Source organism: Sporomusa intestinalis (assembly GCF_055383785.1).
Genome location: NZ_AP042390.1, coordinates 1,930,188 through 1,955,285 on the forward strand (window position 1 = coordinate 1,930,188; position 25,098 = coordinate 1,955,285).

The following is a 25,098-nucleotide window of genomic DNA, read 5'->3' on the forward strand; positions in this document are numbered from 1 at the left end:
TTCGCCCGGGGGGATTAAGAGGTTAGTCGCGGTCATGGTGCCAGCGATGCATCGTTTTGAACCCGACATACATCAGGGCGCCTACGGCCATGACTTTTAATAATGAGGAGCCTCCCATGTCGCAGCGATGACGGCGTGAATGCTTGTGACAGGACATTATTAACCACCTCCTACGCTAGTTTGCCAATTATCGTGAGAATTTATTGCTGGATGAGCCTGGTTGAAGCTGCAAATGGCAGGCGGCAGCAATTTTATAACCATCATGCCTGGTACTGCATACATTGCAATAAAAAGCAGTCGGTACTGGGAGGGTGACATTATGGCCAGGCTTGTTGACAACGTGTATATTGCAGTGGTAATTGGCGTAATTTCCTACTGTGCGTACGGTTTGGCACAGATGATAAGCGTCTGTGGCGGCTGAGGGCTGCCGGGCAGCAGGGGCGGCCTGGAAAAAAAGTTTTTCTGGTGATTAGAAAGCTGTTTTTTATCGGCAAAATATAGTATAATAGTATTGTTGCAACGGAGTGATGGGGGGCCTGCAAGGTTGTGGAAGGCTTTGCAGGCTGGGTGGAGCTCCGTTGCTCGGATGATAGGCAGGCCTTCGCTTCGGCGGGGGCTTTTTTACATGATCAGAAGTATATCGGTTTCTGATCATAAGTAAGAACGACTAAGGCTTCTGCCGGCGTCCTGCGGGACTTGGCACAAGCCAAGTCTTTTCTTATATTGCCTGCTTTACAAGCCAAAATGACACGGGAGTCATAGTATATATAACTCATCAATAAGCAAGGGGCTGGTTATATGGCGTTCCTTTTTGACAAGTGTAAGGGGGCATTCCCCTGCGATTTCGGCGATTGCCGCTGCCGGTGCCGTCACAATAACGGCCGGACGATTATTATCATTATTGTTGTTGTTTTACTGTTCCGTTGTTTGGAGGACACCTGCAGTCCGGTATGTTAAAAAAAAAAAAACAGGGCTGTGACAAATCAATCCATTATTTCTAAATTTATTCTAAAAATAGAGGGGTATGATTAAGTCAGTTGCTACCGCTATCCAGATAACGGCAAAAAGGAAGGATTATAATGAAGAGTATTGCAAAAAAAATAATTGTTTTTTCCATGGTAGGGCTTATGCAAGTCGGCTTATTTGCCACTGTGGCTGAGGCGGCAAGCCCCAGACAGCCTGAGCGGCCACGTTATGAGCAGCGCCATGATCACCAGCGGCAGGAGCGGGAAAAAGAAAAACAGCGCAAAATCAAGCAGGAAAATGAGCGTCATGAAAAAGAAATGAAGCGGCGCCCGTTTGAATCGCAGAGGAAATGGAAGGAACGTCAAAGAATTGAGATTGAACGCCATAAGCGCGCGATCCATGAAATAATGAAGATGGGCCACAGGTAGCTTACTTTTGTACATAAATCAGCCCCTGGCCAACGCCAGGGGCTGATTGCAGCCTGAGTTTTTGTAAAGATGTGTTTGTAAAAAAAAATTGGATAAAAATAGAAATTTTAATGTAATTTTAAGAAAATAATGGTATAATAATATTAGTTATTTAAGAATTAATGGCAATTAATATAAAAAATATGTTCAGGGGGTGAGAAAAATGCCGTATAATGGTAAAGTGCCGGAGAAGAATTCGTGGCCGGTAAAAGGCAGTATCGCTGTGTTTGCCAGTATATTGTATTTTGTCCTGCTGCTGGTATAATAAGCATGCCGCCGTTGGGGACAAGCCTTAAAAATACTCAGCCGCTCTTTGTGAACAAGAGCGGCTTTTTTTGCTGCTTATGCCTGCGCCGGTTTGCTTATCAATTTTTAAATGCAAAAACAAAGGGACTAAGTGGGATAAGCAATTTATTTACCGCCGGCTTTGGGAGTGCCGCCAATGCGGATGCCCATGTCGACCAGGCGGCATACTCGGGCCGTTGCCGCCTGAATCAGCTCCGCCGCCGCCGCGATACACTCATTGAGGGACATTGGACCGGGAACTATGCTCATCAGGCCTGTGACTCCCTGCTCGAGCACTTGCTCGGCCCCCTGCCCCAGGCCCCCGGACAGACAGACGGTGGGAATGTTATAGCGGCAGGCCACTTTAGCCACCCCGACCGGCGCTTTGCCGCAGGCGGTCTGGAAGTCTGTGGCACCCTCGCCGGTAATCACAAAATCGGCCTGCTGCACAATAGCGGCAAACCCGGTAGCGTCAAGGACAATCTCTACACCCGGCTTTAGCTCCGCCTTGGTAAAGAAAAGCAGGCCTGCCCCCAGTCCGCCTGCTGCGCCTGCCCCTGGCAGCAGGGCCACATCTTTGCCTGTTGCCGTTTTGGCGACAGCAGCAAATTGCGCAAGGGCCTGGTCCAATTCAAGGACCATCGCCGGGGTGGCGCCTTTCTGGGGACCATAAACGGCCGAGGCTCCCTGCGGGCCGCAGAGCGGATTGTCGACATCGCAGGCTACCAGGATGGAAGCCTCAGCCAGACGGCAGTCCAGGCCGGTCAGGTCAATGCTCGCCAGTCCGGCCAGGGCAGCCCCTCCGGGTCCGAGCAGGCTGCCGCCGCTGTCGAGGAAGCGGACGCCTAAGGCCTGGGCCATGCCGGCCCCCCCGTCATTTGTTGCACTGCCGCCAATCCCGATAATGAGCTTGCGGATACCCCGGTCCAGGGCGGCTTGGATGAGCTGGCCGGTGCCATAGGTCGTTGTCGTCCGGGGATCGCGTTTATCTTTGGCTAGTAACGTCAGGCCTGAAGCGGCGGCCATTTCGATTACAGCTGTTTTGCCATCGCCCAATATTCCCCAGCAGGCTTCGACATTGGTGCCCAATGGACCTGTTACCTGCTGTCTGATAATTTGTCCGTTTGTGGCTGTGACTAAGGCCTCCACCGTTCCTTCGCCGCCGTCGGCAATTGGTACTTTAGACACTTTGGCTCCGGGGTAAACAGTAAGAATGCCCTGCTCCATGGCTGCTGCCACGGCAACAGCCGTCAGGCTGCCTTTATAGGAGTCCGGCGCTACGACGATATGCACTTGACCACATCCTTCTTTGGGTTATTAATAATCTACACTCATTGTACTCATTACTGCGTTTTTTTTCAATTAGCTAATTACAGGGCTGGTTTAAGTCAGGCTGAGACTGAACAGCGGATAAAAGAAATATCCCCGGGACGGATACTCGCCGGGGATTGCAAAGGAGAGAGAGAATAGATGTTACCTTACCAGTATGCCCGCCTGCAGACAAAATTAACCTTAGAATATTAAATATTTATAAATAATTAATATTGACAAACTCTAGTAATTGAGGTAGTATTTAGTCAAGAAAGCAAATGCCGCTTTCTCCTCTCCTTCTGAACATACATATTTAAGTTAAACCCTTTGCTGCCTGCAGAGGGTTTCTTTTTGTGCCGGCGACGGCCCAGCACCGCCTGTTAATTAATAGCAAGCCCGGGTAGCAAAATTCCGTACTCCATCATACTATACAATATCTCCCCCTACTATACAGTAAAGGAGGTCTACCTATGGGATTTGGATTTGGTGGCGGTTGTGGTGGCCGCGGTGGTGGCAGTTGGATTATCATTATCATTATCATTATTCTGCTGTTCTGCTGCTTTGAGGATGATTGCAGTCCAACCTGCTGATAAGTGTTCTGTCCGCGTTAAACACGACTAATCTGTAAGTACCGCCCGCGTAGTTATTTAGTTGTGTCAAAAGCCGTCTGCCTGCAGGCAGACGGCTTTTTGCGGCGGCGGCCCGGTTTTCCGGTTTCCTGTTATCCCGGATATGACCAGTGGCAAAATACCGCAGTAGTTCATACTATACAATATCTCATCCTACTACATAATAAAGGAGGGTATATCTATGGGCTTCGGATTTGGTGGCGGTGGCGGCGGCCGTGGTGGCAGCAGCTGGATCATCATCATAATTATTATTATCCTGCTATTTTGCTCATTTGACAATGATTGCAGCCCGACTTGCTAATAAGATAAAGGATTAGCAGACTAATCACGCTGGCCGTCTACCTTGGGTAGGCGGCTTCTGATTTTCCGGCCGGTTCTTAGGCAAAGGGGGCAGATTAGATAGAAATATAGGGCCTGAGGAAATTTGGCAGGATAAATCGGAACAGACAGCCAATACGTATATGAGCATATTCTAATAAATACACCCTGGTCAATGGAGCTGGAAATGGAAAACAATGTACCGGGCCGCCTTTTATCTTGAAAAGCATGCCTGGCACAAGTTGCTGACCGTATATCCTGAAACAAAATAGCTGTTACGGCGCTAAAATGCCGTGAACTGCCGGGAATCTTGAGAATTGCAGGTGGAGTCAGATGAATTTTGTGGTGCATGTCAGTACGCTCATCGAACGCAACGGTAAGATTCTGTTTGTGCGGGAAAAAAAGCCCCAGGCCTATGGCAAATATAATTTGCCAGGCGGGCATCTGGAACTGGGGGAGGAGATCATCGCCGGCGCCAAACGGGAGGTTATGGAAGAGGTTGGCTTTGCGGTCGAGCCGGCCGGTTTTCTGGGGGTTTTTGAGGGGGCCAGTGACAATCATTATATTAACTTTGTCTTTTATGCCCGGGCCCAAGCCGGTGATACGCCACGGCCCCAGGCTGATGAAATTCTCGATTGCCACTGGTTATCGGCTGCCGCCATCGAAGCCATGGCCGATACGGAGTTCCGGAATGCGAGGCGAATAAGGCTGATTGTCCGGGAGTTTCAGCAGGGCAGGATCTATCCTCTGCCGCTACTTCACCGAATTTGATAAGTCCGTACCAGGGATATTTTCCCTGGTACTTTTTTATATAATGTATTCAGAAAATTCAATATATGTAATATAATAAATAAAGAAAGTTTTTTTCACCGACAGGAGGGGCGGATATGCAACTGGAGCAGATCAGGGAAAAAGCCTGCCAATATGCCCGGGAATACTGGGGGCTGGATTTTGATGCCGTCATTGTTGTGAACCCGCAATTCTCACGTATTCTCGGCCAGGTATCGCTGTCCGACCAAGGGTACCGGATAGAATTCTGCCCGGGGTTTATCAACGGAATCTACTCTGAACTGGCTATTGACAAAATTGTTAAGCATGAACTATGTCATTGGGCTTTGATGAAAAAGGGTCTCCCTTATTATGATGGAAATCCGATCTTTGAAGCCGAGCTGGAAAGAATCGGGGCCGGCAGCTGGACCAACCCCCTTAGTGCCAATTGTATCCGGAATTTTATATATGCCTGACGCTTGCACCATATTTTTTTATTAACACACCGGCCGGATAAGATAAAAAGATAAATCTGTTCGGTTTTTATTTACAGAAAGGTCGAAACCATTGTATAATTTCAATGTTAACTGTTTTTTTTGAAAGAGTTAACGAATAGGTAAATGGTTAACTGATTTTTATAATTAGGTTAACAATTTGATTTTGCAAGCTATGCCGGACTGGGTTGGGGTAGGCCGGGCAATAGTTGGGCAAGAGAGGGGACACCGATGCAGAAAAAGGTTGCCTGGATCACAGAAGCCGGTCTGCTGGCTGCTTTTATCACAATTACCGGGACATTTAAATTGCCGGGACTAATACCGGGAACGGAGTTTCAGCTGTCAGCCCCGCTGGCTGTCGCGATTTGCGCGGTGTTCGGGTTTGGCAAATATATGGCGGCCGGGCTGCTGGCCAGCACGGCCGGTCTGATTCTTGGCACTCAGTCATTACTGAATGTGTTTATTGCGATGGTATTCCGGGTGACTGTCGGCTTGATCGTAACACTCTGCGGGCGCTCCTGGCCGGTACTGGCTCTGGCCGGCCCGGCCGGTTCGGCAGTTGCCAGGCTGGCGCTGGGCGGAGTGCTTGGCAAGGCTGCGATACCGCTCCTGCTGGCGGCTGTGCCGGGAATGATTTACACAGCCCTGCTGGCCTGGCCTCTGACAGCCGTGCTCCGCCGGGTGAGAGAACAGAAAGGTAAGGTCACACGTTATGTTGTACAGCGTTAGAATGCGCGCCGCCCAAGGGGGGCCCCATGAACGGGGCGGCAAACATATTTCGGGGGCTGAACGGCTGGTAAGGCCGGCCCTGCTGGCTGCCACAGCGGCAGCCCTGCTGGAGCGGGCCTTGTCACACAGCCGGGGAACTGCCGATTTTGTCAACCTTGTTGTGGAAGCGATCCCGGCCGCGGGTATCCAGGCGGTAAACTGCCTGCCTGTTACTTCGGTGGCCGCCGCCGATGTAAAGGCCGGCCGGGCGCTGGCGCTGGCGGCGCTGCTTAAGGCCGGGGTTACGCCGGCGGCAGCGGCAGCCGGTCTGCAAATATTGCAGACTATGGATACTCTGCGGGGGGCAATGCTGGCCGATGCCTGCACAGGCCGCCGGCTTGATACGAGCGGCGAACGCGGTGTTCGCGTATCACGGATGGACAGTGCCGATCAAGCGGCCTATTGGCGGTGGCTGGAGCGGCAGGGGTATACCAATGCCCACATCCGGGAAGCCCTTATTCTGGCCTCCAAGGTTATGGCGGCACCGGGGATGGTGGCGGAACTGTGCTGGTCGGACGACCCCGAATATACGGCCGGCTATGTGGCCACACCAGCCGGGTACACCCGGTTTACCAAGTTAAAGCCCTACGGCAGTGAGCGGGGCGGCCGGATTTTTTTTGTAAAACAAGATGCCAATGTGGCTGAGCTTATCCGGTACCTGCGGTTGCAGCCGGTACTTGTCAGGGTTCCGGCAAAGGAGGGGGCAGATGCAGTTTCTCGCTGATTATTTGGAGCAGGCAAAAGCAGCCGGGTTATATCGTCAGACCGTAGCCTGCACGCCGGTCAGCGCTGTCCATGCCCGGCTTGACGGACAGACCTGCCTGGTGCTGGCCTCTAACAACTACCTGGGCTTAACCCATAACCCGGCAGTGCAGCAGGCTGCTGCCGACGCCATCAAACTGTATGGCACCGGAGCGGGTGGCGCCAGGCTGACAACCGGGACTTTTCCGCTATATGAACAACTGGAACAGGAACTGGCGGCTTTTAAGGGGGCCGAAGCGGCGCTGGTGTTTAACTCCGGTTATATGGCCAATATCGGTATTATCAGTGCGCTGGCGGGGCCGGCTGATGTTATCTTCAGTGATGAGCTTAATCATGCCAGTTTAATTGACGGGTGCCGGCTGGCCAGGGCCCGGGTCGTTATCTACCGGCATGCGGACATGGACCATCTGGCCTGCTTGCTGCAAATGACAGCCTGTACCGGCAAGCGGCTGATTGTCACCGACGGCGTTTTCAGTATGGATGGCGATATAGCGCCGCTGGCGGCAATTGCCGGCATTGCGGCGCGGCACAAGGCTCTGCTTGTTGTCGATGATGCCCATGCAACCGGCGTGCTTGGCCCGGGCGGCCGGGGTACGGCCGCCTATTGGGGCGTGGCCGATAAAGTACATGTCCAGATTGGCACTCTGAGCAAGGCCCTTGGCGCTGAAGGCGGTTTTGTCACAGGCAGCGGGGAGTTGATCGCTTATCTGAAAAATAAAGCCCGCAGCTTTATTTTCTCAACCGCCCTGGCGCCGGCGACGATAGCGGCGGCGCTGGCGGCGCTGCGGGAGCTGGCAGCCAGGCCGGAGCTTGTCGCTAAATTAAATGAAAATGTGCTGTATGTCCGCACCCTGCTGCAGGCGGCAAAGCTGGCGGTGCCGGCGGGAATAACGCCGATCATCCCGGTAATCGTGGGCGATAGCGGCGCCGCTGTACGGATAACCGCCGCACTACAGCAGCAAGGCCTGATTATTAGCGCGATCAGGCCGCCGACAGTACCGGCAGGCACCAGCCGCCTGCGGCTGACGGTAACCGCTGCCCACACGCGGGAGGAACTGGCGGCTGCTGTTGCTGCTATCAGCCGGACGCTCGCCCAGTTCGGGAACGGAGGTGAGTAAGCTGGAAACAGGTTTATTTATTACGGCCACAGATACAGATACGGGAAAAACCTTTATTACCGGCGCTATTGCGGCGGCATTGAAGGCACGGGGCCTCCGGGTCGGCGTTGTCAAACCGGTGGCGTCAGGCGGCATAACCGATAGCAACGGCAGGCTGGTATCGGCGGATGCCACATTCCTGATGGGGGCAGCCGGTATTGGGGAAGAGCGGCGGCAAGAGGTTAATCCTGTCTGCCTGGCACCGGCCCTGACCCCGGCGGCGGCCGCGGTGGAGAGCGGGGTAACGCTTGATGTTGCTCAGCTTATCGGCATTTCCCGGGCAATGCTGGCCCGCTCGGCCGTTACCCTGATCGAAGGGGCCGGCGGGCTTGCCGCGCCACTCTGGCAGGACTATCTGGTTGCCGATATGATGCTTGAACTCAGGCTGCCGGGGCTGCTTGTCACCAGGCCCGGCCTGGGAACTATTAACCATACCGTGCTGACTGCCGAATATGCCAGCAAGCGGGGGATACCGCTGGCCGGTCTGATTGTCAATTTCTGGCCGGAAGCAGCGGTTACTGTGCTGGAACGGAGCAACCTGGCGTACATGGAACGCCTGACCGGCCTGCCGGTATTGGCCAGATTTCCTGTGGTGCCGGGGGTTATTGACGGCCAGGCGGCAATGGGCCGGCTGGCGGCAATGGCGGAAAAGTATTTGCCGATTGATTATTTAATAAAATTGATGACAGGAGGGGGCAGGCCTGCAGACCGCAATACGGAAAGATAACCAATATGTCTGGCATCCCTTTACGCAGATGCAGGATTGGGTGTCAAGACCGCAAACCATGATTGCCGCTGCCAACGGCATAAAACTTATTGATACGGAAGGCAACGAGTTTTTTGACGGGGTATCGTCGCTCTGGGTCAATCTGCACGGCCATCGCAAAGCCGAGATTGATGAGGCCATAGTCAGGCAGCTTGGTCAGGTAGCGCATACGACCATGCTGGGATTAGCCAATCAGCCGGCTTACGAATTGGCTGAGCAACTGGTCGGCATTACGCCGGCTGGTTTAAATAAAGTGTTTTATTCAGATGATGGTTCAACCGCGGTGGAAGTCGCCCTCAAAATGGCCTTTCAGTACTGGCAGCACCGGGGTAAGCCGGCTAAGCAAAAGTTTATCTCGCTGGAACAGGCTTATCATGGCGACACGGTGGGGACAGTCAGTGTCGGTGGCATTGATTTATTTCACCGGGTGTTCAAGCCGCTGTTGTTTACACCGGTTCACATTCCGGCTCCATCCTGTTATCACTGCCGGCTGGCGGCCGGACCGGCCGGGTGCGGTTTACAATGTGCAGCCCTGCTGGAGCAGGTACTGGCAGAACAGCATGAGGAGATTGCCGGCCTGGTTATCGAACCCCTGGTCCAGGCGGCTGCCGGCATGCTGATGTCGCCGCCGGGCTATCTGGCTGCAGTGCGTGAAATTACCCGCAAATACGATGTTCTACTGATTGCTGATGAAGTGGCGACAGGTTTCGGCCGTACAGGCCGGATGTTTGCCTGCGAGCACGAAGCCGTGGCGCCGGACCTGATGGCCTTGTCCAAAGGCATCACCGGCGGCTATATGCCCTTGGCAGCAACGCTGACTACCGATGAAATCTACAATGCCTTTTTAGGTGATTATGCGGCTAAGAAGACGTTTTATCATGGCCACTCCTATACCGGCAATCCGCTGGCCTGTGCGGCAGCGCTGGCCAATCTGCGGATATTCCGGGAAGAAAATGTTATCGCCGGGCTGGGCCCGAAGATTGCCGCCGCCGCGGAGAGGCTGGCCGGGATTGCCAGCCTGCCCCATGTGGGTGAAGTGCGCCAATGCGGTCTGATCGTCGGTATTGAGTTAATGCAGGATAAAGGCCGCAAGGTTCCTTACCCCTGGGAACAGGCCGCAGGCGCCAGTGTCTGTCTGCAGGCCCGCAAGCACGGACTCATTATCCGGCCGATCGGCGATGTTGTTGTTTTTATGCCGCCGCTGGCCAGCACGGTGGCTGAGATTGATACGATGCTGGCTATTATCAAACAGTCTGTCACTGCGGTTACTGCCGCCGGCTGGGCTGACGGGGGGATTCAGCCTACTGATTTATAGAGCCGTAGGTAAGCAGGGAATTTTGGATAAGCAATTGACAAAGTCAGCAGCGTTTACTATACTGGAGTAAATGAACCTTTAAGACGGTCCAGAGAGGCCGGCAAGGTACGCAATGACAGTCTCTTTATGCGACTTTGCAGCCTCTCGCCTATGCGAGAGGCTTTTGTATTGTGTACCGGGGTGAGAAAAAGGAGGAATTCCCATGTCCAGGCGCATTATTCAGGTTGAAGACAAGCTGCCCCTGCTCCAGTCCATTCCCCTGAGCTTACAGCACTTATTTGCCATGTTTGGCGCCACTGTTTTAGTTCCGTTTTTATTCCAGGTTAATCCTGCTACCTCGCTGCTCATGAATGGTATTGGCACCCTGATTTATCTGTTTGTGTGCAAGGGGCGGATTCCGGCTTATCTTGGCTCCAGCTTTGCTTTTATTTCGCCGGTGTTTCTGATTATGTCACAATATGGCTATGCGGCGGCCCAAAGCGGCTTTATTATGTTTGGCATCTTCTTTATGCTCATGGGCCTGCTTGTGAAAAAAGTAGGCGTCAAATGGATTGACGTCGTCTTTCCGCCTGCCGCCATGGGAGCCATTGTGGCCACGATTGGCCTGGAACTGGCGCCAACTGCCGCCGGGATGGCCGGACTGACCGGCGATTTAATGCAGCAATTAAATATACCTGCCGATAAGGCGGTGATGGTATCGGTCTTTACGCTGGCAGTTACGATCCTGGGGTCGGTTCTGTTTCGCGGCTTCCTGGCCGTTATACCGGTACTGATCGGGGTTCTGGCCGGATATACTTTATCCCTTATCCTTGGCATAGTTGATCTTAACAGCGTTATGAACGCGCCCTGGTTTGAGGTCCCCACCCTCTATACGCCTGAATTCAATCTCCAGGCGATCATTATTATCCTGCCGGCGATGCTGGTGGTACTGGCCGAGCACATCAGCCACCTTGTTGTTACCGGCAATATTGTAGAGCGGGATCTGATAAAGCAGCCCGGCCTTCACCGGTCGTTGTTCGCCGACGGGGTGTCCAATGTCCTGTCAGGGTTTGTCGGTGCCACCCCCAATACCACCTATGGCGAGAATATTGGCGTCATGGCCATTACGCGCGTCTACAGCGTCTGGGTTATTGGCGGCGCTGCCGCCTTTGCGATTGGCCTGTCCTTTGTCGGCAAGCTGGCGGCCCTGATCCGCAGCATCCCGGTGCCGGTCATGGGGGGCGTATGTCTGCTCCTGTTTGGGGTAATCGCCGCAGCCGGCATCCGCATGCTGGTAGAGAAAAAAGTCGATTACACCCAGGCGAAAAACCTGATTCTGACCTCAGTCGTGCTGGTTCTGGGGCTGAGCGGCGCCGCCGTTAAGCTGGGCGCCGTTGAATTGAAAGGCATGGCGCTGGGGACGGTGGTTGCCGTACTGGTCAGCCTGGCCTTTGAACTGTTTGACAAGCTGGGACTCCTGACCGATCAAAGCAAGGCTGGTGCTGGGGACGCTGTTCAGAAAGCCAAAGCCTGATAACAATTCGGCCAACCGGCTTGTGCCGGTTTTTCCGGGATTAAAAAGTGCCGCTGTAACAAGCGGCACTTTTGGTGCTGGCGGGAAAATGGTTTCAGAGTGATACACTGGCGTCAAAGGCTTGGAGAGCCCGGGTAAAATCGGCAGGCAGCGGGGCTTGGACCGTCATCTGCCGGTTATCTTCCAGCCGTTCAAACGTGACCGCAGCGGCATGCAGGGCCTGCCTGGGCATAAGCGGCGAGCGGACCCCGTACATGCGGTCGCCGATAACGGGGTGCCCGAGGTGGGCCAGATGCACACGGATTTGATGGGTCCGGCCGGTATCCAGCATTAGTTCCAGTAAAGCCGCCCCGGAAAAAGAGCGGAGTGTCCGGTAATGTGTCACCGCCGTTTCCCCGGTTGGACTGACTGTCCGGCGATTGGCTAAACCGGGGTGGGGGCCAAGGGGAGCGTTGATTATGCCGGCCGGGGGCGCAATGCTGCCTGTAACCAAGGCCCAATAGGTGCGTTTTAATACCCGGGCCTGCAGTTGTTGTTCAAGCAGGAACTGGCTGCGGGCATCCTTGGCGCAGATGATACAGCCCGATGTATCCCGGTCCAGGCGGTGGACGGCGCGTATGGTGCTGACGATGCCGCGGCCGGCTAAATGGCAGGCCAGATAGTTGGCCAGGGTGCCGCTTGTGGTCCGGCCTGCCGGATGCACAAGTTGGTAAGGGGGCTTGTTTAAGACCAGCAGGTAGTCGTCCTCATACAGAATTTCAATCTGTCCCGGTTCAGGCTGAACGCCGTAAGCCGAGTCTTCTATAACCAGAACCCGCAATGTGTCCTGCGGCTTAAGCGGCTTTTGCAGAAAAGCCGCTTTGCCGTTTAGGTAAATGCCTTTTTGACGGGTTAATTTCTGGATCTTGCGTCCCGAATAATGCAGGACCTGTTTCAGATAGTTTTCGATAGTGAGGCCGCTGTGATCCGGCGTAATTTTATGGGTCTGAAATGATTTCATGAGCTGCCTTCTTTCCTGAGGAGTACAAACTGAGCCTTAAGCAGCGTGCCCGTTGCCTGTTAAAGGCTAATTCCGGGGACGTGCTTTTTCTTGCTAAACTTAATATAGAGGAAAAAGACACAAATGGCAAATTCATTTGCCTTTTATAGTTTGCACAAAATTAATTTAAAGTTAAATTTTGAAAAGAACAGTAATTTGTTGGTGCTGATTATTGACTTTTAAAAGGTAAAATGGTAATATTTTCACAAACACCTAATGTGCTGCCGGGGCTGCTGGTTCAGGGGCAACAGGCCAACTTAATCCAATATATGCAGAGCTTGCCTGCAGGAGGCTTTTTTCGTCTGCCAGAATTATAGATAAATTCAGCGGACATAAGAACGACTATACCCTTAAAGGACACAGGCGGCTTGTGCCGTCGTCCAAAAGGACTTGGCACAAGCCAAGCCTTTTCTTATTTTGACAGGGTTAGCCGGAAAAGGAAGGGAATTTTATGTCATTTAAAGTGTTGTTTAACAGTTTGCAGGGTAAAATGACGGCTGTATGTGTGCTGATGGCGCTTGTGCCGGCGATTATTATCGGGCTTGTTGCCAGCCAGAAGGCGAATGCGTTATTGGACACTTCCGGCAGAATGACCCAGGCCAGCAAGGCGACCCGGGTAGCAGACCGTTTAGACCAGTATTTGCTGGATGGCCAGGCTAATATCAGTGCCCTGGCCAAAACCCCGTTTATCGCCGCCATGGGTTCGGCCGAGCAGGCAAAAACATTGCGGGCTTTTTACGAGGGCAACGGCATGTTTGAATTGCTGTTCTGTGTTGATCCCCAGGGAGTGATCCAGGGAACCTGGCCGCACGCCGACTTTGGCGGCAAGAAGGATTTTTCCGACAGGCAATGGTATAAGGATGTTGTCAATGGTAAGAAAACTATTATTTCCGATACCTATGTGTCGGCCTTTACCCAGCAGGCGACGGCGCCGATTGTGGCCCCAGTTTTTGATGAGCAGGGCCAGCTGCTTGGCTATGTTGGCGGCAATATCAGGCTTGACAATGTAGCAACACTGGCTAAAGAGCTCAACGAGGGCGATACAGGCAAAGCCATTGTCCTTGATAAAAAGTTCTTTTATCTTACCGACAGCCGTGATGAGGACAAAGCGAAAGCCCATGAGTTGTTTCAAAATGAGCAAATTCTGCCGCTCGTGGCCAGCGGCACCGGCCAGGTCACGGTGGTTGGCAATGAGCTGGTCAGTTATGCCCCCATCGGCCAGACCGGCTGGTCGGTGCTAAAGCTGCAGGACACAGCTGAAGCAATGGCCAGTGCCGGCGATTTGCAGAGGTTTATTATCGTGGTGCTGCTGATTTCCGGTTTAGGCATCGGTCTGGCCGGTTTCTACCTGGTAAAACGAATTAGCAGGCCGATTACCGCCATTGCCGCCACGGCCGAACAGATTGCCGCCGGCCGGATTGTTAAGGCCGCTATTGACTATCAGGGCGAGGATGAGTTAAAGCGTCTGATCGACTCTTTCGGCACCATGACGGAAAACCTCCAGTCCTTATTGCAGCAAACAAGCCGGTCGACTGTACTGGTGACTAATGCCACCGGGTTTCTGGCTGCCAATGCCGAGCAGTCGGCCCAGGCTTCCAGCCAGATTGCGGTAGCAATCAGTGAGGTGGCGGCCGGTTCGGAAAAACAGATTTACGCGGTACAGAACACGGTGGATGTTGTGGATGCCATGGCCCAGGGGCTGAACGGGGTGGTTGCCAGCATGAATGAAGTGGCTGCCGCTTCCCGGCAAACGGCTCTGGCGGCTAATGCCGGCAATAAAGAAATTGTTTCGGCCGTCACGCAGATGCAGCATATTGAACATACGGTAACCAATCTCGCCCAGGTCATTGCCAAACTTGGCGAACAGTCCCAGGAAATCGGCCAGATCATCAATACCATTTCCGGTATTGCCAGCCAGACCAACCTGCTGGCCCTTAACGCCGCTATTGAGGCGGCCCGGGCCGGTGAACAGGGGCGGGGGTTTGCCGTTGTTGCCGAAGAGGTGCGCAAGCTGGCAGAACAAGCGGAGGACGCGGCCAAACAAATCGCCACTCTAATCAGGGATGTCCAGCTTGATACGGACAGGGCCGTTGCGGCCATGAGCGACGGCAGTCAGCAGGTGCAGGTCGGCTCAGCGATGGTTAACGCGGCCGGGCAGGTTTTTAATGAGATCGAAACCTTAATTGAAGCGGCTACCGGCAAGATTCATACAGTTGCTGACGAGGCGCGGCAAATGGCCGCCCAGGGCGGTCAGATTGTGGCGTCCGTAAGGGAAATCGAGGCGATCAGCAAGGAGAATGCGATGCATACCCAGTCTGTGTCGGCGGCCACCGAAGAGCAGACGGCGGCTATGGAGGAGGTTGCCTCATCCAGCCAGGGGCTGGAAAACATGGTGCAGGAGCTCAATGCCGTAGTGAAGCGCTTTGAAATCTAGAGCGGTGTCAGCGGGAAGGATAATGGTCAAAGCAGGTATAGCCCGGTCCGGGCTGTACCTGCTTTTGTGCAGCGGCTCTTTTATCTGCTGCTGCAAGTATGGTATGATAAATAAAAGACTTTTGATTTTAGTAGATAATTATTTTCTGAAACAGGGAAAGGAAGAAGAAAATGACGTTGGCGGCCCAATTATTGGCCTGGTATTACAAGCAGGGCCGAGACCTGCCCTGGCGCCGGGACAAGGATGCCTATAAGATCTGGGTTTCCGAGATTATGCTGCAGCAAACGCGGGTAGAGGCTGTAAAAGGCTATTATGCGCGGTGGCTGGACCGGTTTCCGACGCCGGCGGCGCTGGCGTCGGCCTCTGAGCAGGAGGTTCTTACCTATTGGCAGGGGTTGGGCTATTACAGCCGGGCCCGGCATTTACTGGCCGGCGTGCGGGAGGTTTGCGCCGAATATGGCGGCAGGGTGCCTGATGACCCTGCTCTGATTCAACAGCTGCCGGGGGTTGGAGGGTATACGGCCGGGGCGATTGCCAGCATTGCCTATAATCAGGTGGCCCCGGCTGTTGACGGTAATGTGCTGCGAATCTTCAGCCGGCTGTTCTGCCTGGAGGGCGATATTGCCAAGGCGGCCACCAAGCGGGAGGTGGAGCGCCTGGTTATGCAGCATATCCCCAGGCAATGGCCGGGTGATTTTAATCAGGCCCTGATGGATCTGGGCGCCATGGTCTGTATTCCCCGGCGGCCGCGCTGCGAGGTGTGCCCGTTAGCCGCGCTGTGTGAGGCGTACCGGCGGGAGGTCCAGGATATGCTGCCGGTGCGGGCGCCGAAGAAGGCGCCGCAGCGGGTTACCCTGGCGGCGGGGGTTGTGCAGCGGGCCGGGGCTTTCCTGGTGCAGCAGCGGCCGGCAACCGGCCTGTTGGCCGGGATGTGGGAGTTTCCGGCGACAGAAATTGCGGCTGGCGATATGGCGGCTGAGCAGTTGAGGGAAAAATTCCGCAGTGAACTGTTTCAGACTGTGAGTATCGGCGAAAAAATATTTCATTGCCAGCATACGTTCAGCCATCGCCACTGGGATATTGCGTTTTACCGGTGCCGCTGGCTGGCTGGCGCTGAACCCGGGAATCAGGCCTGCTGGCTAAGCAAGACCGCATTGCTCTCTGTACCCTGGGCAGGTCCTCATCATAAAATGGCGCTGGCGCTAGGTGAAAGCCCAGCTAATCAGTAAAAGCTACTCCCTGGTCTGTGATCAGGGAGTAGCTTTTACTAGTACCTTGGGGGTCTGCTAGAAGGGGCTGACGCCGCCATTGGCCATTTTGGCCGTCATCAAACTAACAAGATAATGTGGTCAAGATACCAGGGGAAGGACCGGCTTTGTCCCGGCCCGCAAGCCCCAAGCCGGCGCATTCCTGCCGGGCTGCGCAAAGAATGGCGGCCCCGGAAAAAATAATAGCCGCTGTGTAACCGATAAAGCAGCCCGGTCATAGCATATAGCAGATGGCCTGATTGTTAGCTGAGGCTAAAAGCTATATTGGCCTGTTAGCTGTAGCTAACTTATATTTTTTGTCCATCTGTTAGCTAAGGTTAAGTTGGGGAGGTTTGAATATGGATACACAGCCTATGTCAACAATTGCTCTGTCTGAATTAGCGGTGGGGGCATCCTGCTATGTGGCCAGTGTGGAGTTGGAAGGGTTATTGCGGCGGCGGATCCTGGATTTAGGCATGGTGCCGGGAACAACTGTCCGCTGCGTACGGAAAAGTCCGGCCGGTGATCCGATTGCGTATGCGGTCCGGGGCAGCACAATTGCATTGCGGAATGACGATGCCCGGCTCATCCGGGCGTATGTGGCAGCTACTACCAAGCGGGACGGGAGGGATTAAGCTGTGGCTCAGGCGGCAGATTCGTCTAAACGGGTGTTGCGGGAACATTTCGGGATTTATGCCCAGCCCGGCCAATTCGTTATCGCCCTGGCCGGCAATCCCAATGTTGGTAAAAGCACGGTGTTTAATGCCCTGACCGGCCTGCGCCAGCATACCGGCAACTGGCCGGGAAAAACAGTTGACAATGCGCAGGGAACCTTCACGTATCATAATAAATCATTTTTGCTGGTGGATTTGCCAGGTACTTATTCGATATTGGCCCATACTGTGGAAGAGCAGATTGCCCGGGATTTTATCTGCTTTGGCCGCCCTGATGTTACCTTGGTGGTGGTAGATGCGACCTCGCTGGAAAGAAACCTGAATCTGGCGCTGCAGGTCATGGAAATGACGCCGCAGGTTGTTGTTTGTGTCAATCTGATTGATGAGGCCAGAAAGAAAGGGATTGAAGTCAACACCGGCGCTTTGGCAAAAGAACTTGGCGTGCCGGTGGTAGCAACAGCGGCACGCCAGAATGAAGGCCTTGATCACCTTTTATACACATTGCATCGTGTAGCCACAGGTGAATGCAAGACCAAACCAAGCCAGTTAAAGTATTCACCGGAAGTCGAGCAGGCAGTGCAATTGCTGCTGCCAGGTGTCGAGCGTCTGATCGGTTCCAGGCTTAATTCGCGGTGGGTGGCCCTCCGTCTGCTGGATGGCGACAGAGCGTTTATAGAGCGCATCGGCATGCATGTAAACCTTACGGATATAAGCGCTGTCAGGGAGGCCGCAAGCAGATGAAAGACAATGTAAAACCAATGAGTACGCTGGCCCAGTTGTGTGCGGAGGCTGATTCCATCCGTCTCCGCCATAACAACACATTAGGCGATAAAATAGTCGAGGATATTTACGCCAATGCCGAAAGCATCGCCCGGAAAACGGTTACATCACCGGCTGCAGACAAGTCGCAGTGGGATAACAAGCTGGACGATATTCTAACATCCCGCATTTTTGGTTATCCGATTATGCTTATGCTGCTGGGACTGGTTTTCTGGATTACGATTGAAGGGGCCAATGTCCCTTCGGGCCTGCTGGCCGACATGTTTTTTAGTTTCCAGGAGCAGTTAACTGTATGGTTTCAGGCCGCAGGTGCTCCGGACTGGCTGCATGGTGTTCTGGTCCTTGGCCTGTATCGGGCCCTGGCCTGGGTTATTTCCGTTATGCTGCCGCCAATGGCGATATTCTTTCCTTTATTTACCCTGCTGGAGGATTTGGGGTATTTGCCCCGGGTGGCCTTTAATCTGGATAACATGTTTAAGAAATGCAAGGCTTGCGGCAAACAGATTTTAACGATGTGCATGGGGTTCGGCTGCAATGCCGCCGGGGTGGTGTCCTGCCGGATTATCGATTCGCCCCGGGAGCGGATGATTGCTATCCTGACCAATAGTTTTGTTCCCTGCAACGGGAGGTTTCCGACCCTGATCGCGATTGCGACCATCTTTGTGGGCGGGGCTTTGGCACCGCAATACGAAACCGCGGCTGTCACCCTTTTCATGATCGGCCTGGTGATACTCGGGGTAGGGTTTACCTTTGCCATGTCCTGGCTGCTGTCGCATACTGTCCTCAAAGGCGAGGCTTCCTCTATGGTGCTGGAACTGCCTCCCTACCGCAAGCCGCAGATCGGGGCCGTAATTTACCGGTCAATGATTGACCGCACCCTGTTTGTGCTGAAGCGCGCGGTGATTATGGCAGCTCCGGCCGGTGTGATTACCTGGGTGTGTGCCAATGTGTACATAGGTGATACCAGTATTTTGCTGCATCTGGTCGGCTGGCTCCAGCCGGTTGCTTATGCCATCGGCCTTGACGGCTATATCCTGCTGGCCTTTATCTTAGGACTGCCGGCGAATGAGATTGTTGTGCCGATTCTGCTGATGAGCTATCTGTCCACCGGCTATATGATTGAACTTGATGAGTTGTCGCAGCTGCACCAAATATTTATCAGCCATGGCTGGACCTGGCTGACGGCATTGAATATGATGCTGTTCTGCCTGCTGCACTGGCCCTGCACTACGACCTTGCTGTCAGCCTACAAGGAATCAGGCAGCGTCAAGTGGATGCTGCTGGCTTTCTTACTGCCGACGGCAGCAGGTTTTGCCGTGTGCTTTGCGGTTGCCCAGACGGTTCGTTTTTTCGGTTTGGTATAATATTTTCGGCAGGGGGCAGGCCCCCCTGCCTTGTTATTTGGAATCCAGCAGCTGACAGCTGTCAAGAAATGCGTAGAATTGCTGGTACACATCGGGATTTTTCCGCATAAACACCACCAGGGCCTGAAATGACCCGATAGTCGATTTTGACAAGTAGTGCTCAATCGCTTCTGCTTCGGCGGCAATATTGCAGTTTGCCCGCAGCATTAGCAAGAATTCCTGAATGATCTGGTTGCGCCGGACAAGAAATTTGCCGGTTTCGCTGCCGGTTGCCGTCAGGCCGATATGGCCGTATTTCTGGTAGGTGATGTAGTTGAGGGCTTTGAGTTTGCGCAGCGCTTTGGTGACGGAAGGCAAAGAAACATTGAGTTTATGGCTGATATCTGTCACTCTTACAACACCGAGACTGGTGTGAAAACGGTATATTTCCTCAAGATAGTCTTCCAGGCTTGGTGAAAGCAGCATCCACACCCCCTCCGCATGTTCACTGAAGACCGTAACAGTCAGCAGGACTATTTTGACAACTACTATATACTATGATGGACGGTGCAATTATAAACCGCCTGTTTTATTCTGCATATATCATTTTTTTGGTAATACCGCCGTCAATGACAAAGACCTGACCGGTGATAAAGGCCGCCTCCGGCGACAGTAAAAAAGCGGTGGCATGGGCGATGTCATCAGGGCGGCCGACCCGGCCGACCAGATGCTGGGCATGGTCTTCCGGGCGCAGGGCCGCCGGCGGCAGGCTGACGTCAATCCAGCCCGGGCAGATAGCATTGACCCGGACCCTGGGGGCCAGAGAATTAGCCAGGGCATGGGTAAGTCCCAGCAGGCCGGCTTTCGCGGCAGCGTAACCCTCATTATGCGGTTCGCTCATGAGCGCCCGGGTGGAGGAAATGTTGACAATAGCCGCCTGCCGCGACCGGTTGAGCAAGGGCAGGCCAAACTTGGCAAACAGGAAAGCCGCTCTGAGGTTGACCGCCAGGATCCGGTCAAATTCTTCTATCTTTATCTTCTCAATCGGTTGGAACCAGGAGACGCCGGCATTGTTGACAAGCCAGTCCAGGCGCCCGTAGCGGCTGGCGGTCAGGCTGATCACCTTCTCAACATCAGCCACAACACCAACATCGGCTTTGATAAATTCCCCAGTCAGGCCTGCGGCCCGCAGGCTGTCGGCACATTCCATACCGCCGGCCTCATTCCGGTCGACGGCGATAATCCGCGCGCCCTGCCCGGCCAGCTTGCGGGCAATAGCCCGGCCAATGCCCTGGGCGGCACCGGTTACGATTACGACAGGGTTGTCTTGATTGTTCATTCTGCATTCCTCCCGGCTGTATAAGCACTTCGGCTGATATAACTGATCTTACATTACCTTGCAGCGCCAGTCAAAATACATCCGTCCAACCTGGCCAAGCGGTTCAGGGCCGCAGCAAAGAAAATGTGTGGGTTTTGATTAATTCGACATAAATCGACTGTGTATTCAAAATAATTTATGCATTTATCATAAAAATTTGATAGGCAAGCAGGATTAAGGGTGGTCTGACCAGAAGATATAAAAACACAAGAATTTTTAACTGTAAAAGCTTCAAAAACAGGGTTCTTGTTTTTTTTCCGCAGCGGGAGTTAATTAGCGTTACGGGACTGCCACAGCCCGGCCCAGACGCTGATTCCAATATAATTTTTAAAAAGGAAGGGATCCCGATGGCAAAAATGAAGACTATGGATGGCAACACGGCAGCGGCTCATGTAGCCTATGCGTTTACAGAAGTTGCAGCAATTTATCCCATCACACCCTCATCCAACATGGCAGAATCTGTTGACAGTTGGGCAGCGGAAGGCCGCAAAAATATTTTTGGGCAAACCGTACGGGTTGTAGAAATGCAGTCTGAAGCCGGTGCAGCCGGCGCTGTGCACGGTTCACTGCAGGCAGGGGCATTGACGACTACTTTTACAGCCTCCCAGGGTTTATTGCTGATGATTCCCAATATGTACAAGATTGCAGGGGAACTGCTGCCAGGGGTATTGCATGTAAGCGCCCGGGCGGTGGCCGCTTCGGCCCTGAATATTTTTGGCGATCATCAGGATGTTATGGCAGCGCGTCAGACCGGTTTTGCCCTGCTGGCCGAGAGCAGTGTGCAGCAGGTAATGGATTTGGCTGCGGTTGCCCATCTGGCGGCGATTGAGAGCCGTGTTCCGTTTCTAAGCTTCTTTGACGGCTTCCGGACTTCCCATGAGATTCAAAAGGTTGAAACCTGGGATTATGACGATCTGGGCAAGCTTGTTAATCAGGATGCTTTGGCTGCTTTCCGCCAACGGGCGCTCAATCCCGACCATCCGGTAACAAGAGGCACCGCCCAAAACCCTGATATTTATTTCCAGGGACGCGAGGCGGCCAATGAATACTATCTGGCCCTGCCGGACATTGTGGAAAAGTATATGGAAAAGGTCAAAGCGGTTACCGGCAGGGAGTATCACCTGTTTACTTATTACGGCGCACCGGATGCCGACCGCCTGATTGTGGCCATGGGTTCTGTCTGTGAAACCATCGAGGAAACCATTGATTATCTGAATGCCAACGGGGAAAAGGTCGGTTTGCTTACCGTCCATCTCTACCGGCCGTTTTCCATTGAGCACTTCTTTAAATATATCCCGAAAACAGTTACTAAAATTGCGGTGCTTGACCGTACCAAAGAACCGGGCAGCGCCGGCGAACCTTTATATCTTGATGTCCGGAACGCCTTTTACCGTCAGGCCTGGCAGCCCCTTATTGTCGGCGGCCGCTACGGACTGGGCTCAAAAGATGTGGTGCCGGCCCAGATTATTGCCGTTTATGAAAACCTCAAAGCCGATGAACCGAAAGACGGTTTTACTATCGGGATTGTCGATGATGTTACCAATACCTCCCTGCCGCCCGGCGCAGATATCGATACCACCCCGGTCGGCACACGGGCCTGTAAGTTCTGGGGCCTGGGATCTGACGGCACGGTCGGCGCCAACAAGATGGCCATCAAGATTATTGGTGATAAAACCGACCTGTTTGCCCAGGGCTATTTTGCCTATGACTCGAAAAAGTCAGGCGGCATAACGGTATCCCACCTGCGTTTCGGCAAGAAACCGATCAAGTCTCCGTATCTGATCAATAAAGCGGACTTTATTGCCTGCCACAACCAATCCTATGTCGCCAAATATGATGTGCTGGCAGGATTAAAGCCCGGCGGCACCTTCCTGCTCAACTGCATCTGGGATGCGCAGGAACTGGAGGAAAACCTGCCGGCCGGCCTGAAGCGCTTTATTGCCAACAACGATATTAAGTTTTACACCATTAATGCGGTACAAATGGCCAGAGATGTAGGTCTCGGCGGCCGCATCAATATGATCATGCAGTCGGCCTTCTTCAAACTGGCTGACATCATTCCGGTGGAAGAGGCGATGAAGTACCTGAAGGATTCGGTTGTTGACGAATATGGCCTTAAAGGTGAAAAAATCGTCAACATGAACTTTGCCGCTATCGACCAGGGTGTCAGCGCCATGGTGCGGATTACTGTTCCTGCCGCCTGGAAAGAGGCGCAGGATGTCGCCGTGGCTGAAAAAGAAGTGCCTGAGTTCATTAAAAAGGTTGTCATTCCCATGAACCGTACGGAAGGCGACAAGCTGCCCCTGAGTGTGCTTAAAGAAATGGGCATAACCGACGGTACCTTCCCGATGGGCACCGCCGCTTATGAAAAACGCGGCATTGCCGTGGATGTTCCCGCCTGGGAAGTGGATAAATGTATTCAATGCAATCAGTGCTCCTTTGTCTGCCCCCATGCGGCTATCCGGCCTGTGCTGGTAAACGAGGCGGAAGTCAAAAACGCGCCGGACGGCTTTGTGACCAAGAAGGCGCTGGGAGCCGAGGGGCTGCAGTTCCGGATTGCCGTATCCCCCTATGACTGCACCGGCTGCGGCAATTGCGTCCAGGTGTGCCCGGCCAAGGAAAAGGCCATCACGATGCAGCCGATCGGCAGCCAATTGGCGGAGGCCGATCTGTGGGACTATGCGATGACCGTCTCGCCTAAGCCGAATCCGGTCAAAAAAGAAACTGTCAAAGGCAGCCAGTTCGAGACTCCCTATCTTGAGTTCTCCGGTGCCTGCGCAGGCTGCCTGGAAACAGCTTATGCCAAGCTGGTCACCCAATTGTTCGGTGACCGGATGATGATAGCCAATGCCACCGGCTGCTCCTCCATCTGGGGCGCCTCGGCCCCGGCAACTCCTTACTGCACAGATAAGCTCGGCCGCGGTCCGGCCTGGGCCAACTCGCTCTTTGAGGACAACGCCGAGTTCGGTTTTGGCATGCAGGTTGGCGTAAAGCAAATCCGTGAGCGGCTGGCGGCGAAAGCCGGCGAGGCGCTTGCCGCAGCTGACGGTGAGGTCAAAGCGGCCCTGGCCGAGTGGCTCGATAAAAAGGATGTTGGCGCCGGTTCCCGGGACCGCGCTGATAAGCTCAGCGCCGCGCTTGAGGCTGTTAAAGGCTCGAATGCCCTCCTGGACGAGGTTTACAGTTATAAGGATTTCTTTGTTAAACGCTCACAATGGATCTTCGGCGGCGACGGCTGGGCCTATGATATCGGCTTTGGCGGCCTGGACCACGTCCTGGCTTCCGGCGAAGACGTTAATGTGTTTGTTTTTGATACCGAGGTCTATTCCAATACCGGCGGCCAGTCTTCAAAAGCCACGCCCAGCGCGGCCATTGCCCAATTCGCAGCCAGCGGCAAACAGACTAAGAAAAAAGATCTTGGCATGATGGCGATGAGCTATGGTTATGTTTATGTTGCTCAGGTCTGCATGGGATCTGATAAAGCCCAGACGCTGAAGGCTATTGCTGAAGCCGAGGCTTATCCCGGACCTTCGCTTATTATTGCCTACTCGCCTTGCATCAACCATGGCTTGAAACTGGGCATGGGCAACAGCCAGCTGGAGTGCAAACGGGCTGTTGAGGCCGGTTACTGGGCAATGTACCGCTATAACCCGGCGCTCAGAGAAGTGGGCAAAAACCCGTTCAGCCTGGATTCCAAGGCGCCTACCGCCGACTTTAAGGAATTCCTGATGGGCGAAGTCCGTTACTCTTCCCTCAAAAAGCTGTTCCCGGAACAAGCCGAGGCGCTGTTTGACAAAACGGCTAAGGATGCCGCCGAACGCCTGGACGGCTACCGGCGTTTGGCCAAGATGTATGATGAAGCGGTAGCTGAAGCTGCTGCCGCCAAGGAATAAATGCCACAGGCGTAAGATAACACAGAAGCACCATTTGCCGATGAATTGGCAAATGGTGCTTCTCTTTTTGGTCTACAGAATTTATTTATAAATTCTGTAGACATAAGACGCCTATACCCTAAAGGGCACAGGCGCAAGGTTTGCTAATAGTTAATCGTGGCTTTGATAAGCTGAGCCTGGGTGCTGCCGGCATTGAAGATGGTTACAGGCAGCGGCGGGGCATCGCCGGGGGTGCTGAGCAGCAGCAAGTCGCCGGGCTGTAATTCGTACAGTGCCCGGCTGTCGACGGCAATGCGCACCCCGCCGGCAACACAATACAGGGCTGAAGTCTGGTGGGAGAAATCGGTGCCGGCCGGTTGATGGGCGGCCTGTTCCCGGCTGTTTTCCTGCAGGCTGATTGCCGTTAATTCACCGGCGCAGCCTGCCGCCAGCATCAGGTTGAAATCACGCACTTTGCCATAGCTTGTGGTTGTCCAGCCGCCGCTGAAACTATCCTGCTCAAATGGACGCAAATGGACAGTGTGATGGCCGGCATGGGTAAGCTCCAGCTCGCCTTCAATGACCATAATCAGCCGCCAGAAGCCGGGCAGGGGGGTAAAAGCCGTTTCCTCCTGTTCAACGCGGGCTGAACTGAGGCGCCAGAGAAAGTTTCTGTCGCTGTAGCTTGCAGCCGGCGGGTAGATGGCAATCTGCGTTGTTGTGCCGCCCGACCAGTTGCTGGTAGTTTGCTCGGTTTGTCTGATGAGCTTGACTGTATATGCCATGTTTTCTCCTCCCGATTAACCAATATA

At 53.7% G+C, this 25,098-nt stretch carries 22 protein-coding genes; 16 read left to right on the forward strand and 6 right to left on the reverse strand.

All coding sequences use genetic code 11. The features are described 5' to 3' along the window. Positions 1 to 22 precede the first annotated feature (22 nt). The gene (locus tag ACZ481_RS08715) at positions 23 to 157 is read right to left on the reverse strand and encodes a hypothetical protein (RefSeq protein ID WP_464769756.1); all 135 of its coding nucleotides are present in this window, start codon (positions 155 to 157) and stop codon (positions 23 to 25) included. A 641-nt stretch (positions 158 to 798) separates the two neighbouring features. Here ACZ481_RS08715 and ACZ481_RS08720 point away from each other — a divergent pair. Beyond that, positions 799 to 957, forward strand: coding sequence for a hypothetical protein (locus ACZ481_RS08720; RefSeq protein WP_464769757.1), 159 nt, complete (start codon positions 799 to 801; stop codon positions 955 to 957). A gap of 122 nt (positions 958 to 1,079) precedes the next feature. Then, the gene (locus ACZ481_RS08725; RefSeq protein ID WP_464769758.1) at positions 1,080 to 1,394 is read left to right on the forward strand and encodes a hypothetical protein; all 315 of its coding nucleotides are present in this window, start codon (positions 1,080 to 1,082) and stop codon (positions 1,392 to 1,394) included. A gap of 450 nt (positions 1,395 to 1,844) precedes the next feature. Here ACZ481_RS08725 and ACZ481_RS08730 read toward each other — a convergent pair whose 3' ends face one another. After that, positions 1,845 to 3,011, reverse strand: coding sequence for a glycerate kinase (locus ACZ481_RS08730; RefSeq protein ID WP_464769759.1), 1,167 nt, complete (start codon positions 3,009 to 3,011; stop codon positions 1,845 to 1,847). Between the two features lie 1,298 nt (positions 3,012 to 4,309). Here ACZ481_RS08730 and ACZ481_RS08735 point away from each other — a divergent pair. From ACZ481_RS08735 to uraA, 8 genes are all read left to right on the forward strand, one after another. After that, entirely contained in the window at positions 4,310 to 4,747 is a 438-nt protein-coding gene (locus ACZ481_RS08735) for an NUDIX domain-containing protein (RefSeq protein WP_464769760.1), read from the forward strand. Positions 4,748 to 4,863: 116 nt separating this feature from the next. Next, the gene (locus tag ACZ481_RS08740) at positions 4,864 to 5,220 is read left to right on the forward strand and encodes a hypothetical protein (RefSeq protein ID WP_464769761.1); all 357 of its coding nucleotides are present in this window, start codon (positions 4,864 to 4,866) and stop codon (positions 5,218 to 5,220) included. A 249-nt stretch (positions 5,221 to 5,469) separates the two neighbouring features. After that, a complete protein-coding gene (locus tag ACZ481_RS08745; RefSeq protein ID WP_464769762.1) occupies positions 5,470 to 5,967 on the forward strand; it encodes a hypothetical protein in 498 nt (165 codons plus the stop codon). Continuing rightward, positions 5,951 to 6,730 (forward strand): 6-carboxyhexanoate--CoA ligase, encoded by a 780-nt coding sequence (locus tag ACZ481_RS08750; RefSeq protein WP_464769763.1) that lies wholly within the window; start codon positions 5,951 to 5,953, stop codon positions 6,728 to 6,730. Before ACZ481_RS08745 ends, ACZ481_RS08750 begins: the two co-directional genes overlap by 17 nt. After that, positions 6,714 to 7,886, forward strand: a complete 1,173-nt coding sequence (gene bioF / locus ACZ481_RS08755) for an 8-amino-7-oxononanoate synthase (RefSeq protein ID WP_464769764.1) — start codon at positions 6,714 to 6,716, stop codon at positions 7,884 to 7,886. The genes ACZ481_RS08750 and bioF overlap by 17 nt, the downstream gene beginning before the upstream one ends. Beyond that, on the forward strand, positions 7,879 to 8,652 hold the full coding sequence (gene bioD / locus ACZ481_RS08760; protein WP_464769765.1) for a dethiobiotin synthase: 774 nt from the start codon (positions 7,879 to 7,881) through the stop codon (positions 8,650 to 8,652). The genes bioF and bioD overlap by 8 nt, the downstream gene beginning before the upstream one ends. Then, positions 8,627 to 10,006: an adenosylmethionine--8-amino-7-oxononanoate transaminase gene (bioA, locus tag ACZ481_RS08765; RefSeq protein WP_464770601.1), complete on the forward strand. Its 1,380-nt coding sequence runs from the start codon at positions 8,627 to 8,629 to the stop codon at positions 10,004 to 10,006. The genes bioD and bioA overlap by 26 nt, the downstream gene beginning before the upstream one ends. 202 nt (positions 10,007 to 10,208) lie before the next feature. Continuing rightward, on the forward strand, positions 10,209 to 11,519 hold the full coding sequence (gene uraA / locus ACZ481_RS08770) for a uracil permease (RefSeq protein WP_464769766.1): 1,311 nt from the start codon (positions 10,209 to 10,211) through the stop codon (positions 11,517 to 11,519). Between the two features lie 94 nt (positions 11,520 to 11,613). Here the strand turns inward: uraA and ACZ481_RS08775 are convergent, their stop codons facing one another. After that, positions 11,614 to 12,519: an RluA family pseudouridine synthase gene (locus tag ACZ481_RS08775; RefSeq protein ID WP_464769767.1), complete on the reverse strand. Its 906-nt coding sequence runs from the start codon at positions 12,517 to 12,519 to the stop codon at positions 11,614 to 11,616. A gap of 490 nt (positions 12,520 to 13,009) precedes the next feature. Between ACZ481_RS08775 and ACZ481_RS08780 the strand changes: the two genes are divergently transcribed. The 5 genes from ACZ481_RS08780 (at position 13,010) to ACZ481_RS08800 (ending at position 19,057) form a co-directional block, all read left to right on the forward strand. Further along, entirely contained in the window at positions 13,010 to 14,992 is a 1,983-nt protein-coding gene (locus tag ACZ481_RS08780; RefSeq protein WP_464769768.1) for a methyl-accepting chemotaxis protein, read from the forward strand. Positions 14,993 to 15,162: 170 nt separating this feature from the next. Next, positions 15,163 to 16,221: an A/G-specific adenine glycosylase gene (gene mutY / locus ACZ481_RS08785; protein WP_464769769.1), complete on the forward strand. Its 1,059-nt coding sequence runs from the start codon at positions 15,163 to 15,165 to the stop codon at positions 16,219 to 16,221. Between the two features lie 377 nt (positions 16,222 to 16,598). Next, the gene (locus tag ACZ481_RS08790; RefSeq protein WP_464769770.1) at positions 16,599 to 16,874 is read left to right on the forward strand and encodes a FeoA family protein; all 276 of its coding nucleotides are present in this window, start codon (positions 16,599 to 16,601) and stop codon (positions 16,872 to 16,874) included. A 3-nt stretch (positions 16,875 to 16,877) separates the two neighbouring features. Beyond that, the gene (locus ACZ481_RS08795) at positions 16,878 to 17,654 is read left to right on the forward strand and encodes a FeoB small GTPase domain-containing protein (protein ID WP_464769771.1); all 777 of its coding nucleotides are present in this window, start codon (positions 16,878 to 16,880) and stop codon (positions 17,652 to 17,654) included. Further along, positions 17,651 to 19,057 (forward strand): nucleoside recognition domain-containing protein, encoded by a 1,407-nt coding sequence (locus ACZ481_RS08800; protein ID WP_464769772.1) that lies wholly within the window; start codon positions 17,651 to 17,653, stop codon positions 19,055 to 19,057. Before ACZ481_RS08795 ends, ACZ481_RS08800 begins: the two co-directional genes overlap by 4 nt. Before the next feature lie 33 nt (positions 19,058 to 19,090). Here the strand turns inward: ACZ481_RS08800 and ACZ481_RS08805 are convergent, their stop codons facing one another. Continuing rightward, a complete protein-coding gene (locus ACZ481_RS08805) occupies positions 19,091 to 19,522 on the reverse strand; it encodes a metal-dependent transcriptional regulator (RefSeq protein ID WP_464769773.1) in 432 nt (143 codons plus the stop codon). A 103-nt stretch (positions 19,523 to 19,625) separates the two neighbouring features. Further along, positions 19,626 to 20,375, reverse strand: coding sequence for an SDR family NAD(P)-dependent oxidoreductase (locus ACZ481_RS08810; RefSeq protein WP_464769774.1), 750 nt, complete (start codon positions 20,373 to 20,375; stop codon positions 19,626 to 19,628). A gap of 386 nt (positions 20,376 to 20,761) precedes the next feature. Here ACZ481_RS08810 and nifJ point away from each other — a divergent pair, with 386 nt between their 5' ends. Continuing rightward, positions 20,762 to 24,307: a pyruvate:ferredoxin (flavodoxin) oxidoreductase gene (gene nifJ / locus ACZ481_RS08815; protein ID WP_464769775.1), complete on the forward strand. Its 3,546-nt coding sequence runs from the start codon at positions 20,762 to 20,764 to the stop codon at positions 24,305 to 24,307. A 143-nt stretch (positions 24,308 to 24,450) separates the two neighbouring features. Here nifJ and ACZ481_RS08820 read toward each other — a convergent pair whose 3' ends face one another. After that, positions 24,451 to 25,071 (reverse strand): HutD/Ves family protein, encoded by a 621-nt coding sequence (locus tag ACZ481_RS08820; RefSeq protein ID WP_464769776.1) that lies wholly within the window; start codon positions 25,069 to 25,071, stop codon positions 24,451 to 24,453. Positions 25,072 to 25,098: the final 27 nt, after the last annotated feature.

Excerpts from the sequence above, each read along its gene's own strand:
- ACZ481_RS08775 (WP_464769767.1), bottom strand. The coding sequence starts at position 12,519 with ATGAAATCATTTCAGACCCATAAAATTACGCCGGATCACAGCGGCCTC.
- ACZ481_RS08720 (WP_464769757.1), top strand. The coding sequence starts at position 799 with ATGGCGTTCCTTTTTGACAAGTGTAAGGGGGCATTCCCCTGCGATTTC.
- ACZ481_RS08790 (WP_464769770.1), top strand. The coding sequence starts at position 16,599 with ATGGATACACAGCCTATGTCAACAATTGCTCTGTCTGAATTAGCGGTG.
- uraA (WP_464769766.1), top strand. The coding sequence starts at position 10,209 with ATGTCCAGGCGCATTATTCAGGTTGAAGACAAGCTGCCCCTGCTCCAG.
- ACZ481_RS08725 (WP_464769758.1), top strand. The coding sequence starts at position 1,080 with ATGAAGAGTATTGCAAAAAAAATAATTGTTTTTTCCATGGTAGGGCTT.
- bioF (WP_464769764.1), top strand. The coding sequence starts at position 6,714 with ATGCAGTTTCTCGCTGATTATTTGGAGCAGGCAAAAGCAGCCGGGTTA.
- ACZ481_RS08740 (WP_464769761.1), top strand. The coding sequence starts at position 4,864 with ATGCAACTGGAGCAGATCAGGGAAAAAGCCTGCCAATATGCCCGGGAA.
- ACZ481_RS08735 (WP_464769760.1), top strand. The coding sequence starts at position 4,310 with ATGAATTTTGTGGTGCATGTCAGTACGCTCATCGAACGCAACGGTAAG.
- nifJ (WP_464769775.1), top strand. The coding sequence starts at position 20,762 with ATGGCAAAAATGAAGACTATGGATGGCAACACGGCAGCGGCTCATGTA.
- ACZ481_RS08810 (WP_464769774.1), bottom strand. The coding sequence starts at position 20,375 with ATGAACAATCAAGACAACCCTGTCGTAATCGTAACCGGTGCCGCCCAG.
- ACZ481_RS08780 (WP_464769768.1), top strand. The coding sequence starts at position 13,010 with ATGTCATTTAAAGTGTTGTTTAACAGTTTGCAGGGTAAAATGACGGCT.
- ACZ481_RS08715 (WP_464769756.1), bottom strand. The coding sequence starts at position 157 with ATGTCCTGTCACAAGCATTCACGCCGTCATCGCTGCGACATGGGAGGC.
- ACZ481_RS08820 (WP_464769776.1), bottom strand. The coding sequence starts at position 25,071 with ATGGCATATACAGTCAAGCTCATCAGACAAACCGAGCAAACTACCAGC.
- ACZ481_RS08800 (WP_464769772.1), top strand. The coding sequence starts at position 17,651 with ATGAAAGACAATGTAAAACCAATGAGTACGCTGGCCCAGTTGTGTGCG.
- ACZ481_RS08805 (WP_464769773.1), bottom strand. The coding sequence starts at position 19,522 with ATGCTGCTTTCACCAAGCCTGGAAGACTATCTTGAGGAAATATACCGT.
- mutY (WP_464769769.1), top strand. The coding sequence starts at position 15,163 with ATGACGTTGGCGGCCCAATTATTGGCCTGGTATTACAAGCAGGGCCGA.
- ACZ481_RS08745 (WP_464769762.1), top strand. The coding sequence starts at position 5,470 with ATGCAGAAAAAGGTTGCCTGGATCACAGAAGCCGGTCTGCTGGCTGCT.
- ACZ481_RS08750 (WP_464769763.1), top strand. The coding sequence starts at position 5,951 with ATGTTGTACAGCGTTAGAATGCGCGCCGCCCAAGGGGGGCCCCATGAA.